Source organism: Pacificimonas pallii, from assembly GCF_019204005.1.
Classification (GTDB): Bacteria; Pseudomonadota; Alphaproteobacteria; order Sphingomonadales; family Sphingomonadaceae; genus Pacificimonas; species Pacificimonas pallii.
This window is the reverse complement of sequence record NZ_JAGSPA010000003.1, coordinates 534,674-547,906: the sequence shown is the minus strand read 5'-3', so window position 1 is coordinate 547,906 and position 13,233 is coordinate 534,674. Positions and strand designations below refer to the sequence as shown.

The following is a 13,233-nucleotide window of genomic DNA, read 5'->3' as shown; positions in this document are numbered from 1 at the left end:
GCGTCCGGTGGCCACAGATTTTCGTACATTTTACGCGGGGCGCGATGGCCGCCGGACGGCGCACCGCCTTGCGCAGATCATTGCCCCGGTGGTCAGGTCAGGACCGGACAAGCGCTTTCTTGCCGTCGGCTATGCCGCGCCGCTGCTGACGGGATTGAACCCCAAGCGGTTCGAACGGATCGCCATGCTGCGACCTGCGGATCAGGGTGGGCGCCGCTGGCCGCTGAGGGGGCACGACAATTGCGCGGTGAGCGGCGATCCCGCGGCGCTGCCCTTTCCCGGCGCGCTGTTCGATCAGACGCTGGTGGTGCATGCGCTGGAACATGGCCGTGCGGATGACATTCTTGCAGAACTCAACCGCGTATTGTCACCGGCAGGGGAGTTGATCCTGATCGTTCCCAACCGGGCGGGCCTGTGGACGCATTTTGAAAAAACGCCTTTCGGGCTGGGGCATCCCTATGGACGCGGCGAGCTGACCCGTGTGCTACAGGCAAATGATTTCACGCCGGTATCGTGGAAGACAGCGCTGGTCGCGCCGCCACTGACAGGGCTGAGATGGCTGGATGCGCCGCTGACAAGGATCGCGCCGGGCCTGGGCGGTATTCATTTCGTACTGGCGCGGAAGTCGGGCGGTGCCCTGCCTGCGCGGCCCGCCGTCAGCGCCGCGCGCGCGACACGACCCGTGCGAACCGCTGCGGCTCCTGCCGCCGCGCGCGCCGGAACCTGACACCATCGACCAGGCTGGCGCCTGCGATCAAGACCGTCAGCAGGCATGCGACAAGCAGAGTCCAGCCAAATCCACCCGGATATTGTTCAAGATATTCCAGGCCGCGGATCGCGCCGCCGAGTGCAAGGGCATAAATCACGAGCCCGGCTTCAAACCCGTTTTTGAGAACGAACAGGTTGGTGACGCGTGTGATCATAGCGCGTGCCAAGCAAGGCATGTGCCAAAACGTGAAAGCAGTCACTTAATTGGTAAACGGTTTGTCAGGTGTAAAGCGGGCCGACACTTTATCACGCAGGATCAATGTTTTTTCAGCAGGAACACGGCGTGTTCCGCCAGAAGGTTTGCCGCCGTCGCAGCGGTGCTGCTGTCACCGGACAGGAACCATTGCTGTTCTATCGACGCCCCCAGTTCATCCGCCATCGCGCGAAAGTCGGCGATGGTGACATGATGGATGTTGGGCGTGTCGTACCAGCGTTCCGGGAGCAGGCGCGTCACCGGCATGCGGCCGCCGAACATCAGGCTGGCGCGGACACGCCAATGCGCGAAATTCGGGAAACTGACAAAGGCGCGCTGGCCAATGCGAAGCAGTTCCGAAAGCACCAAATCAGGGCGGTGCACGGTCTGCAGCGTCTGAGACAGCACGGCATAGTCGAAACTGCCCGTCATGTAATTGCCAAGGTCGGTATCGGCATCGCCCTGGACGACGCTGAGCCCCTTGCCGACGGCAGCGGCGACATTGGCAGGGTCGAGTTCCAGGCCGCGGGCGCGCACGGCCTTGTCCGCCTTGAGATTGGCCATCAGCGCGCCTTCACCGCAGCCAATATCGAGCAGGCTGGCCCCATGGGGGACCTGTTTCGCGATCACGCGCAGATCCGGGCGCAGCGACGTCATCCGAGGAATCCCGCGACGATCCGGTTGAGTTCCGGCGACTCCAGCAGGAAGGCGTCATGTCCGAAGGGGCTGGACAGCTCGACGAAGCTGACCTCGGCACCGGCGGCATTGAGCGCGTGCACGATTTCGCGCGATTCCGACGTGGGATAAAGCCAGTCGGTGTCGAAACTCACCACGCAGAAGCGGGTCGATGTCCCCTCGAACGCGGCGGCGAGCTTGCCGCCATGCGCCTCCGCCAGATCGAAATAGTCCATGGCGCGCGTGATGTAGAGATAGGAATTCGCATCGAACCGGTCGACAAAGGCGATGCCCTGATGACGGAGATAGGATTCGACCTGGAAATCCGCGTCGAAGCCGAAGCTTTTCGCATCGCGATCCTGCAGGCGGCGGCCGAATTTCTCGGTCAGGCCCGCTTCTGACAGATACGTGATGTGCGCGGCCATGCGTGCGACGGCGAGGCCCGCGCTGGGCGCCTCGCCGCGATGGTAATCGCCGCCATTCCAGTTCGGGTCGGCCATGATCGCCTGCCGCCCCACTTCGTGAAACGCGATGTTCTGCGCGGAGTGGCGTGCGGCGCTGGCGATCACCACGGCATTGTCGAGGCGTTCTGGATAAAGCGCGTCCCAATTGAGCACCTGCATGCCGCCCATGGAGCCGCCGACGACCGCGTGCAGCCTGTCGATGCCAAGATGGTCGATCAGCTTTGCCTGCGCGCGCACCATGTCCGCGATGGTGATGACCGGGAAACGCATGGCCCAGGGCGCGCCGTCGGGGGCCATGCTGGTCGGACCCGACGTGCCGAGGCAGGACCCGAGGACATTGGAGCAGATGACGAAGGCGCGGTTCGTGTCGATCGGCTTGCCGGGCCCGATCATGCCGAGCCACCAGCCCGGCTTTCCCGTCACCGGATGCGTGGACGCCGCATATTGATCCATCGTCAAGGCGTGGCAGATCAGGACGGCATTGGAGCGGTCTTCGTTCAGCGTGCCATATGTTTCATAGGCCACGTCGAGCGCGGGCAGGGTCTCGCCCGAATCGAGACCGAGTTCACCAAGACTGGCGACAGTTCCCGCCGCGCCCCGATCGCCGTTCATGACCGGGGAGGGTACACCTGACGCCAGGGCGTGATCGTCACGCTCGCGAACAGGCCGGCTTTTGCATAGGGATCGCCGGCCGCGAAGGTCTCCGCCTCCTCCCTGCTGGCGAACGCACAGATAATCAGCGAACCCATGGGCGCGTCCGCATCATCGAGCAACGGACCGGCAACGATAAGGTCGTCTGTTTTCGTCGCGATATATTCAAGATGCGCGGGACGTGTGTCCGCGCGCAGGGAACCGGCGTCCGGCTTGTCGAGGCAGGTAATGGCGAAATCGGGCATGGCACGTGCGTTAAAGCGCGCGCAGGGCCGCCGCAAGCGTCAGCGGAAGCCCTTTGCCGGGTGAAAGCGCTTGTCACCCGCGCTGCCGCGCCGAATAAGGATGGCGATGAAACGGGCAATCGAACTTGTGGGCGGACTGACCGTGCTGGCGTTGTTCGCCCTTGCCGGCGATGTGCTGGTCATGGTGACCGGCATCCCGCTGCCGCCCGCGATCATTGGCATGGCGCTGTTCGCGGGCGTCATGGCGCTGGCACCGAAACTGAGGGCGCGGGTGGCGCGGGCCTCGATCTTGATGACCGGCCTGCTGGGCGCGTTTATCGTGCCGCCCTTTGTGGGGGTGATGCTGTTCGCCGATGAGGTGCAGGCACATCTGGTTCCCGTGGCGGTCATCCTGCTGGTCACCACACCGCTGACCGGGCTGGTGACGGCGCTGAGCTACAGGATGCTGCGGCGATGATGATGCTGACCGAGGATATGTGGCGCGGGGCGGCGGCGTGCCTTCTGACGCTGATGGCCTTTGTCGCGGCGCGCGGCGCGGCGCGGCTGGCGGGCGGACATCCGCTGGCCAATCCGGTGCTGGGCGGAGCGCTGATCACGGGCGCCATGCTGTGGGCGCTGTCCGTGACTGTGGAGGATTATGTCATCGCCGCGCGGCCGTTGATGGGAGCGCTGGACCTGGCGATCGTGGCGCTTGGCTATGTGCTGGTGGAACGGCTTTCCGGCCGGATCAGATTGCTGCTGCCGATTCTGGGGGCGCTGGCGATCGGCACCGCATTCGGCATTGCGAGCGCCTATTTTGCCGCGCGGCTGTTCGGGCTGCCGCTGGATTTCGTACAGGCGATCAGCGCGAAGACGGTGTCGAGCGGCTTCGCCATCGCGCTGATGGAACGGCTGGGCGGGCCGCCGCCGCTTGCGGCGGGACTGGTCATCGCGACGGGGATGATCGGCGCATTGACCGTGCCGCCGCTGCTGAAATGGCTGAAGCTGGACGATGACGATACGCTGGGCCTAAGCACCGGCCTTGCCGGGCATATTGTCGGCACGGATATGTTGATGCGGAGCAATGCAGGGGCGGGCGCGGCGGCGGCGCTGGCCATGGCGGTCGCGGGGTTGATCGCGGCGGTGATCTTGCCGCTGTTCCTGTCCTGAAACGCTTGACGAACGGGCGATTCCCGCCTATGTGCCGCGCCTTTCCGGAGTGCGGCCTGAAAACCGCATTTCTCGAAGTGCCGCCCGGCGGTACTCCTAAAGACTTACGAATTTGAGGATTAGCACCATGTCGCGCATCTGCGAACTGACCGGCAAGGGCCGGCTCGTCGGCAACCATGTCAGCCACGCCAACAACCGCGTGAAGCGCGTATTCCTGCCGAACCTGCAGAAGGTGTCGCTGATGTCCGACGCGCTCGGCAAGAGCGAGTCGTTCAAGGTGTCGACGCATGGTCTGCGCTGCGTCGAGCATAATGGCGGCCTCGACAATTGGCTGGTCAAGACCAAGGACGAAAAGCTGAGCGTCAAGGCGCAGCGCATGAAGCGCGCCATCAAGAAAAGCCGCAAGGCCGAGAACGCGCAGGCCGCTGCCTGACATGGTCCGCGCCGCCTGCTTTCGGGCGGCGCCATGATGACGTCAGCGACACGGGGCCTGACCAGTCGAATGGCCCCCCTGCCAGCGTGCGGGCGACATCCAGCGGCTAGTTGGGGTATGCGCGTCTCGATACAGGCCGAAGACATCTGATTTTCGCGGATAGCGCGGTGGGTCAGCCGTTGATCGCTGCCTCGATGGTTTGCGTTAGGGTTTTGTAACTCAACGGTTTTTTCAAAAATCCGGCCAATGGATATTTATCGTGGATCTCGCCGGGATTGGCGTGCCCGGAATGAAAGACGATCGGAACGTTCATTTCCACAAGCCGGTCCGCCACGGGAAACACCTGTCCGTCCGCCAGTCTGACATCGAGCACGGCCACATCGGGCCGGTCGCCGTTCAATCCGGTCATGCATTTCGATACGGTGGTGAACGGGCCGAGGATATCGCCCTGCGCGTCTTCGACCAGATCCATCAATTGCATGGCGATCGCGGCTTCATCCTCGGCGATAAAGACTTTCAGACCGTTCAGTTTCATCATCCTGCCTGTTCATTCGGAAAGGCCAGTCGTCCGGTCCACAGCCCATCCTCCTTCTGAATGTCAACGCTACCATCAAGCTGCATGGTTGAGAATTTGATAAGACGCGATCCAAAGCCCGTGCCGGCTTCGATGTCACCGTCATCCTGCGGCAGCCGCGGCTTTTCCCGCCATGTCAGGACGAGCCCGTCCGACGGGCTATGACCCCACGATATCTCAACGTCGCCGCCGCTCGCGCCAAAAGCCCCATATTTCGCGCTGTTCGTCGCCCATTCATGAAGGATCAGCGCCAGCGGGGTCAGCTTGTCCACATGCAGGGTCACATCCGGCCCTGTCAGGCTGATATCGGCCTGATCCTCATAGGGCTCGATGGCGCCGTTGATCACATCCGCCAGTCCGATCCCGGACATTTCGGTATGGGATTGCGTAAGGCTGTGCGCCCGGCCAAGCGCCGCGATCCGTTCACTGATGTCCGTGGCAAGCTGGCTTGGCGATTTCGCCTTTCGGGCCGCTCCGACCACGAACCCGCTGATGACCGCAAACAGGTTCTTGACGCGATGATTCATCTCGCTGAGCATATATTCCCGCTGTTCCGCGAGCTTGGCCTCGGGGGTCACGTCGAAGCTGACACCCACCATCCGCTTCTGCGCAGATCCCGCCAACAGCCTGCCCAGGCCGCGGAGATGACGAACGGTTCCATCGGGCCGATTGACACGGAACGACGCCTGATAATCGCTTTCGCCGCTGATCGCTTTTCTGAGCGAGGTTTCGACTGCGGCGCGGTCGTCCTCGTGGATCAGGGCCATGAGATTTTCAATGTCGGATGTCTCATCCCGGGTGACTCCGAAAAGTTCAAGTTCGCCCTCGTCCAGGATCGTGCGTCCCGTATCGGCATGGTATTCCCATACGCCGATACGTGCGACGCGAAGGGCCATCTTCAGGCGTTCCCGCTCCACCTCCAAATCCCGCTTTGTTTGCAGAATGTCCGTGATGTCGTTGAGGACAATGGTTGCGCCGTCGATCGTCCCGTCGGGAAGCCGGTAGGGCAGGACATTGAGCGCCCATTGCCTGGCGCCGGATTTGGACATGATCGTGCGGGATTCGGCGACACCGCCGAGCAGGACCTTGCGAACATCGTCAAGATGACTGTCATCCGCCAGACTATTCGCGACATTCGCCAGGGCACGCCCTTTGTCGCTTCGCACCAGTGGGAAAATATCGGTTGCGGCATCGGTGAAGGTACGCACCATCATATTATGATCGAGAACGACGACAGCCAGTTTTGTCGATTCGAAGAAATTCCGCACATCGGAATTGGCGATGACGAGTTCGTCGACCTTCGATTTCAACTCGTCATTTACCGTCGTCAGCTCTTCATTGGTCGATTGCAGCTCCTCATTCATCGACATCATTTCTTCGTTGGAGCTCTTCAGCTCCTCATTTGCCGTTTCCAGTTCCTCGACCGTGCCGCGTAATCTACCCCTTGTCAGTTGCAGCGCTTCCTGCAGTCGCTCCACCTCACCGTCCGCAGGCCCCATTTCCGCGAGCTCGAGATCGTCGCCGGCCTCGAACGGCGCAATGTCTTTGAACACAAGGAGAATATTATCGTCGGCAAGCGGATCGGCGATCACGTCAACGGTCTGGCTGCCGAATTCCGCCTTCACGTTCACGGCGCGCGCGACGACGCGTTTTCCCGTCTGCGCAGCCTGCCGCACGAGTTGCGGCAATGCTTCCCGCAGGCCGGGCCTGGCGAGGCTGGCCGCGGATGTTGAGCGTTTACTGGCGTCCGGGAATTCGAAATATTTGGCAAGCCGACCGTTCGAGTTGATAATGGCACCATCAGCGTCGATGATCAGTGTCGCGGGAGCGTAATGCTCGATAATCCGCCGATAACCCAATGTGTCGTCGAGACTGGTTTGCGCGCTGCCGCTGAAACGTCGCGGCGCCTGCGGTTTTTTCTGCGGGCTCTGGATCGTGAAGGGCAGTTCGATCGGGTAGACCGGCCCCCCTTCGCGGCGTTTGAAAATGCGGCTTTTCTGCTTGGCGACAGCGAATAGATTTTCGTGACGCCCGATACTTTCCGAAGGCCCCAGAAACAGGTGCCCGTCTGGTTTCAATGCATAATGGAAGATCGGGAAAACCTGCTGTTGCAGCTTGTCACCGAAGTAAATCAGAAGGTTACGGCAGGAGATCAGATCAAGCTTTGAAAATGGCGGGTCCTTGACCAGGCTATGCGCCGAGAATCTGACAAGGTCCCTGACCTTCGGAGAAATCTCGAAAAAGCCATCCCGGCCGATCGTGTAATTATCCCGAAGGTCTTCAGGAATGTCGGCAAGCGCCGCGATGGGATATCGTCCTTCACGGGCGATCGCCAACATGCTTTCATCGATGTCCGTGGCGAGGATCTGGATAAGCGGCCGCTGCGCCTTTCCGCGAAAGGCGTCGGCGAGCAGGATGGCGATGGAATAGGCCTCTTCGCCGCTGGAGCAGCCGGGTACCCATATTCTTATTTCGCCATTCGTCGATGTTCGGGTCGCAAGCGGCTTGATCACCTGCTCTTTCAGATCGTCGAACATTTCCGGATCGCGGAAGAAGCGCGTGACGTTGATCAGAAGATCGCGAAACAGCGCGTCACATTCATCCTCGTCATCTTTCACCCGCTGCAGATATTCCTGCGCGCTTTTTGTTCCCAGAACCTGCATCCGGCGTTCGATGCGGCGGACCACAGTTGACTGCTTGTACCCGGTAAAATCATGACCGATGACCTCGCGAAGGGCGCTGCACATTTCATCGACGTGGTCGGCCACCATTTCGGCGGCCTTGTCCCAGCCATCGCCGCTTCCGCGTCGCTCGAAATATTCACAGAGTGTGGCAACAATCTCCTCCGGCTTGCGTACGAAATCGACCAGTCCCGTGCCGATGGCAGATACCGGCATACCATCATATCGCGCCGTTTCCGGATCCTGGGCGATACCATGCCGCCCTCCTCCTTGATTGCCCGCAGCCCGCTGGTGCCATCGGCACCCGTGCCCGACAGGATCACGCATGCGGCATTTGCACCGCAATCCAATGCGAGGCTCTGGAAGAAATCGTTGATCGGCCGTCGCAGCCCGCGAGGCTCGCTGAACTTGTCCAGCATCAGTTTGCCGTCCTCGATCCTCAGGCCGCAACCCGGCGGAATCACGTAAACGTGATTGGAGTCGACGACCTCGCCGCCGGTGATCTGCTTCACCGGCAATGCGGTCTGACGGTTCAGCAACTCGGCAAGCAGACTCTCATGGTTGGGATCCAGATGCTGAACGATCACAAACGCCAGTCCGGTATCGGTAGGTGCCGCCGTCAACATTTCGCGGATCGCTTCCAAACCTCCCGCAGAAGCCCCCACGCCGACGATCGGCACGACCGGTTTTTCATTCATATTTGCAGCCTGATTCCGTTTCACGGAGATAGCTGTAAATCTGCGATCTGCTAATCGCAATGAATGTAGATTAACCCAAACCGGCATCTGCCAAAAGATGCGAAGGGACGGGCAAGCTCAAGATGGCGGGCACGTCAGTAAATGTGCGGAACGCGTCTTTCTGCCGCACGCCGAAACGGCGCGTTTGTCTGAGACGCACTTCGCAAAAGCAGCCGTTCCGGGGCTTTGGTCTGCACGGCGGACCAGACCAGTTGGATGGCAGCCCGGCATCAGGGGTGCCGCGCGGGGATTGCGACGCGGACCGAGCATGGCCGTGTCGCGGGCCGGATTTGTAAACCCGAGCGCGGCTCCTCCGGCGCGGTATCCGAAGGCAGCGAAATGCCGCCAATATGGCCGCTGTTGCGAGTCATTATCACCTGTGTATAAGAGCGCGAACGATTCGCAATTAGGGATTTCATGTGCGCCACTATCTTCGTTTCCGCCGCGTCAGCACAGTTTCAACCATTCTCCTCATAACCTTTCCCACGGCAGGGCTTCGGGCACAGGAAGCCGCCGCCGGTGCCGATCAGGGTACCGCGGAGGAAATTGTCGTCACCGCGCGCGTCGGCACATTTGGCGCGACCAAATCACAAACGCCGATCCTGGAGACCGCGCGTTCGCTTTCGGTCGAAACCGCGCAGGACTTTCGCGACAAGGGTTTCCTCAACCTGGATGACGCGCTGGGATATACATCAGGCGTCACGCCAGAACCTTTCGGGTTTTCGACACGCGGCGATTTCAGCACCGTGCGCGGGCTCGATGTGCCGGAATATCGCGACAATCTGCAGTTCCTGTTCGGATTCTACAACAATCCGCGGCCTGACCTCTATACGTTGGAGCAGGTCGAAGTGCTGAAGGGGCCAGCGTCGGTCCTTTACGGCGCGGGCTCGCCCGGCGGCATCATCAATGTCGTGACGAAACGTCCCTATGCGGACAATGCGGGCGAATTCGTCGTGGAGGCGGGCAATTTCGACCGGTTTCAGATTGCAACCGACCTGAACGGCTTTATTCCGGGAACGGGCGAAACCGGAATGGCGCGCCTGGTCGCGCTATACCGGGACAGCGGTACGCAAATCGACGAGGTGAACGATGACAAGCTGGTGATCGCGCCGTCATTCACGGCCCAGCCCGCCGATGGCACGACGATCACCGTGCTCGCCAATTACACGGAACAGAAAACCGACGCGGCGCATCAATTCTATCCCGTAACCGGAACATTGCTGCCGTCCGCCGATGGCCGCAAAATCGATCGCACGGAATATCTGGGTGAGCCCGGTTTCAACCGCTATGACAGCGAAAGCCTGGCGATCACGCTGATCGCCGAGCAGCGGCTGACCGATAATATCGCGCTTGAGGGTGTTGGCCGTTATGTCGATGCGCAGTCTGAATATTATCAGAGCTGGCCGGGATTTGCCGGCGCGGGCATTCCGCGCATCGATGCCGACGGAAACGCGCCGCGCAGTTTCTTCCTCTCGGATCGCCGGTCCGAACAGATCTCCTTTGACGTCCGTGTGCGCGCCGACTTCGAAACCGGCGCATTGCAGCATGAAGTGCTGGCCGGGATACAGTATCAGGACGTACTGACCGATGCCGACAATGCCTTCACCCGCCTTGGCGCGATCAATGTATTCGCCCCCGTTTATGGCAATGCACCGTCAGAAGCGGCCCTTCGCGCGCTTCAATTCAACAGTCCGACAAATTATGTGGAGGAAACCGGATATTATCTGAACAATCAGATGACGGCCGGGAATGTGATCGTGACCCTGGGCCTGCGCCTGGATCAGGTTGAGAACCGCGTCGGCGGGGCCCCGGCGCAGGAGGACGATGCCGCAAGCTTCAGCGCGGGCGTCCTGTACAAGCTGCCGCACGGCATTTCCCCTTATGCAAGCTATGCCGAGTCATTCGAGCCGGTGACCGGTATCGACGCGCTGACGGGCGAGCAGTTGAAGCCGCAAGAGGGCCGCCAGTACGAAATCGGCATCAAATGGCAGCCTGAAGGCATTGACGGCCTTGTGACCATCGCGGCGTTCGACATCGAGCAGTCCAACCTGCCAAATGCGCAGGCTCTTTTCGGGGCGAACACGCAGCAGGAAGGCATCGCGAAGATCCGCGGCGCCGAATTCGAGGCCAATGTCCGGATCGGGGGCCTGAACCTCGACGCGAATGTCAGCTATCTCGATACGGAAAGCCCGGAAGGCCGCCGTCTGGACAGCATTCCCGATTTCACGGCCTCGCTATTTGGTATTTACCGGTTCACCGAAGGCCCGTTGTCCGGACTGAGACTGGGCGGCGGTGTCCGGCATGTCGCGGGAACGGAAAGCACCGACATCTCGCTGCTGACCGGTGACCTGATACGCTATGTCACGAACGGCTACACCGTCGGCGATGCGGTGATTGGCTATGAGGTCGGCAAACTGGATTTCTCGGTGAATGTGCGCAACCTGACGAACGAGGATTATCTGACCACCTGCCTTGCCCGCGGCGACTGCTACCCCGGCGAGCGGCGGAGCATCGTCGCCTCCGCGGCCTACAGATTCTGACGCGCGGCGATGTCCGATCCGCTTCTTCTGACACTGGGCACGATCGGTGCGATCGGCGGAATTTTCCTGCTGCGTTTCAGCTGGGGCCGCAGGACGCGTCACGGTGTTCTGAACCTCGCGGCGTGGGCCGTCCTGTCGGCCGGGGTCCTGTGCTGGGCGATGGCGGGCGGTGCATGGGGCATTGCGATCGCGTGCTGCATCGCCATGCTTTCCGCAGCGCCGTTTCTGGCACAGGCCGCCATGGTGTCGAAGCCACCAAAACGCGCGGAACGAGAGGTGATGGACCGTATCGCCGCGACAGGGACGCCCGATGCGGGCCGGCGCGCCGGTGTCTTCGCCCTCGTCGTGCCGGGCGCGCTGGGCCTGTCAGTCCTGGTCGGGCTGAATGGACAGGCGCTTGCCCGGCTGTCCGGCTGGCACCCGGCGGACAGCACGTCCTTTGGCCTTTTCCTGATGCCCGTCACATGGGCGGTGGTCGCGACGTTTCTGCTGTTTCGCGACGGTCTTTTTAGGATGGCCGCCTGGCTGGCGGGCGGTGTGACGCTGTCGGCGGTCCTTCTCGCAGTTCTGCCAAGGGGAGGATGAGCGATGCCATCCCAGCATTCGAAAATGGCCAACCTGTTTCGCCGCGCGCTGCCGGTGCATACGGCCATTGGCCTTTGGGCCGGTGCCCTGCTTTATATCCTCTGCCTGACGGGCATGCTTATCGTTTTCGATGAGGAATGGCAGCGATGGGAACAGCCCGATGTCCCCGAAATGACAGCGATCGCGCCTGCCGCCGTGCAGCAGGCCGCTGTCAATGTCCTTGCCGCCGAAGCCGAGCTTGAAAAACGAACCACCCATCTTTTCGTGCACCTTCCTTCCGGCGCGCTGCCGCGTACGATCGTCACCACCGATACGCAGGCCTTCCATGTCGACGGGGCGGGGAGGATACACGGCCCGGAAACGAACAGCTGGACGCAGTTCCTGCTGGATGCCCATTATTATTTCCATTTGCCGAGCTTCATTGGCCTGACCCTGGTTGGTGGCCTGGGCGTCATGATGGTCGCGCTGGCAATCAGCGGTATTCTTGCCCATCCGCGTATCTTTCGCGACGCATTCCGCCTGCGCGCGCGTGCGGGAGACCGTCTGGCCCTGACCGACTGGCACAATCGTCTCAGCGTCTGGACCCTGCCTTTTGGCATTGCCGCCGCGCTGACCGGAGCCCTGCTCGGTCTGGCGTCGATCATGGCGGTCGGCATGGCGGAGACCTTTCATGGCGGCGATACCGAAGCCGTTTTCGCACCCATCTTTGGCGAGGAGCCCGCCGCCGACCCTGCGCCCGCCGCGCTACCGGACCTGGCAGGCATGATGGAAGACATGGCCGCCAGACATCCGGACATCCGGACAAGTTATGTGATCCTGCACGATCCGGCGACCGCGGGTCAGCATGTGCAGCTTCTGGGCCACCCGCCCCGCCGCCTGATCTTTGGCGAATATTACGGATATGACGGGGCGGGCAATTTCACCGGGACAGCGGGCATGGCGGATGGCACGGTCGGTCAGCAGGTGTCCGCGTCGATCTATAATCTGCATTTCGGCAATTTCGGCGGACTGCCAGTGAAGCTGGCCTATATTCTCCTGGGCCTTTCCCTCACGATCGTCAGCGGCTCCGGCATGTCGATCTGGCTGGCAAAGCGCCGCCAGAAGGGGCTGCCGACGGCCAGGCTTGCCGGATTCTGGAGCGCCATCGTCTGGGGCACGCCCCTGATGCTCGCCCTGACGGCCGCCGCGCGGCTGGTTGTTGGCGGCGGCACCGCCTTTGCGGCCCTGTTCTGGGCCGGCATGACGGCCCTCATCATCGCCGGGATTCTGATGAAACGGCCAAGGCAGATGACGCGCTATCTACAATGCGCGCTCGCGGTCACATTGTTCGCCGTGGGGGCGGGTCATGCCATCTGGATTTCCTTGACGATGAGCGCCAACCCCGCGGGAATGCCGCTGTGGCTCGATATCGCGATCGTCATTATCGGCCTCATCATCTGGTGGTTCAGCCTGCGTCCGCGCGCGAATTTCGGATCGCATCCGGTTCCCGGTGCGGTGTCGGCGCAAAGCCCGTCCTGAGGCACCCTCCTTATGGTGCC

13 protein-coding genes and 1 pseudogene are annotated in these 13,233 nt (G+C 61.6%); 7 read left to right on the top strand and 7 right to left on the bottom strand.

What is annotated here, in order from left to right:
* Positions 1-7: 7 nt before the first annotated feature.
* Positions 8-727, top strand: coding sequence for a methyltransferase domain-containing protein (locus KCG44_RS11235; RefSeq protein ID WP_218446173.1), 720 nt, complete (start codon positions 8-10; stop codon positions 725-727).
* Here KCG44_RS11235 and KCG44_RS11230 read toward each other — a convergent pair.
* The 4 genes from KCG44_RS11230 to KCG44_RS11215 form a co-directional block, all read right to left on the bottom strand.
* On the bottom strand, positions 657-923 hold the full coding sequence (locus KCG44_RS11230) for a hypothetical protein (RefSeq protein ID WP_218446172.1): 267 nt from the start codon (positions 921-923) through the stop codon (positions 657-659). The two genes, KCG44_RS11235 and KCG44_RS11230, sit on opposite strands and share 71 nt — an antisense overlap.
* A gap of 101 nt (positions 924-1,024) precedes the next feature.
* Positions 1,025-1,618, bottom strand: coding sequence for a methionine biosynthesis protein MetW (gene metW / locus KCG44_RS11225; RefSeq protein ID WP_218446171.1), 594 nt, complete (start codon positions 1,616-1,618; stop codon positions 1,025-1,027).
* Positions 1,615-2,712, bottom strand: coding sequence for a homoserine O-acetyltransferase MetX (gene metX, locus KCG44_RS11220; protein WP_218446170.1), 1,098 nt, complete (start codon positions 2,710-2,712; stop codon positions 1,615-1,617). Before metX ends, metW begins: the two co-directional genes overlap by 4 nt.
* Positions 2,709-2,996 carry a YciI family protein gene (locus KCG44_RS11215; protein WP_218446169.1) on the bottom strand — a complete coding sequence of 96 codons (288 nt, stop codon included), beginning with the start codon at positions 2,994-2,996 and terminating at the stop codon, positions 2,709-2,711. The genes metX and KCG44_RS11215 overlap by 4 nt, the downstream gene beginning before the upstream one ends.
* Before the next feature lie 106 nt (positions 2,997-3,102).
* On the opposite strand from KCG44_RS11215, the gene KCG44_RS11210 reads away from it, so the two are divergent.
* The 3 genes from KCG44_RS11210 (at position 3,103) to rpmB (ending at position 4,578) form a co-directional block, all read left to right on the top strand.
* Complete coding sequence (locus tag KCG44_RS11210; protein ID WP_218446168.1) at positions 3,103-3,453, top strand: CidA/LrgA family protein; 351 nt, start codon at positions 3,103-3,105, stop codon at positions 3,451-3,453.
* On the top strand, positions 3,450-4,145 hold the full coding sequence (locus KCG44_RS11205) for an LrgB family protein (RefSeq protein ID WP_218446167.1): 696 nt from the start codon (positions 3,450-3,452) through the stop codon (positions 4,143-4,145). The genes KCG44_RS11210 and KCG44_RS11205 overlap by 4 nt, the downstream gene beginning before the upstream one ends.
* Positions 4,146-4,272: 127 nt before the next feature.
* Complete coding sequence (rpmB, locus tag KCG44_RS11200) at positions 4,273-4,578, top strand: 50S ribosomal protein L28 (protein ID WP_218446166.1); 306 nt, start codon at positions 4,273-4,275, stop codon at positions 4,576-4,578.
* Positions 4,579-4,750: 172 nt separating this feature from the next.
* Here rpmB and KCG44_RS11195 read toward each other — a convergent pair whose 3' ends face one another.
* The 3 genes and pseudogenes from KCG44_RS11195 to KCG44_RS14645 all read right to left on the bottom strand — a co-directional run.
* Positions 4,751-5,116 carry a response regulator gene (locus tag KCG44_RS11195; RefSeq protein WP_218446165.1) on the bottom strand — a complete coding sequence of 122 codons (366 nt, stop codon included), beginning with the start codon at positions 5,114-5,116 and terminating at the stop codon, positions 4,751-4,753.
* A complete protein-coding gene (locus tag KCG44_RS11190; RefSeq protein ID WP_500797178.1) occupies positions 5,113-7,689 on the bottom strand; it encodes a CheR family methyltransferase in 2,577 nt (858 codons plus the stop codon). The genes KCG44_RS11195 and KCG44_RS11190 overlap by 4 nt, the downstream gene beginning before the upstream one ends.
* 93 nt (positions 7,690-7,782) lie before the next feature.
* Positions 7,783-8,459: pseudogene (locus KCG44_RS14645) on the bottom strand (chemotaxis protein CheB); the annotation flags it as partial.
* Positions 8,460-8,989: 530 nt separating this feature from the next.
* On the opposite strand from KCG44_RS14645, the gene KCG44_RS11185 reads away from it, so the two are divergent.
* The 3 genes from KCG44_RS11185 to KCG44_RS11175 are packed head-to-tail and all read left to right on the top strand — an operon-like array spanning position 8,990 to position 13,213.
* Positions 8,990-11,110, top strand: coding sequence for a TonB-dependent siderophore receptor (locus KCG44_RS11185; RefSeq protein ID WP_369411972.1), 2,121 nt, complete (start codon positions 8,990-8,992; stop codon positions 11,108-11,110).
* 9 nt (positions 11,111-11,119) lie between these two features.
* Positions 11,120-11,695, top strand: coding sequence for a hypothetical protein (locus KCG44_RS11180; RefSeq protein WP_218446163.1), 576 nt, complete (start codon positions 11,120-11,122; stop codon positions 11,693-11,695).
* A 3-nt stretch (positions 11,696-11,698) separates the two neighbouring features.
* A complete protein-coding gene (locus KCG44_RS11175; RefSeq protein WP_255536493.1) occupies positions 11,699-13,213 on the top strand; it encodes a PepSY-associated TM helix domain-containing protein in 1,515 nt (504 codons plus the stop codon).
* Positions 13,214-13,233: the final 20 nt, after the last annotated feature.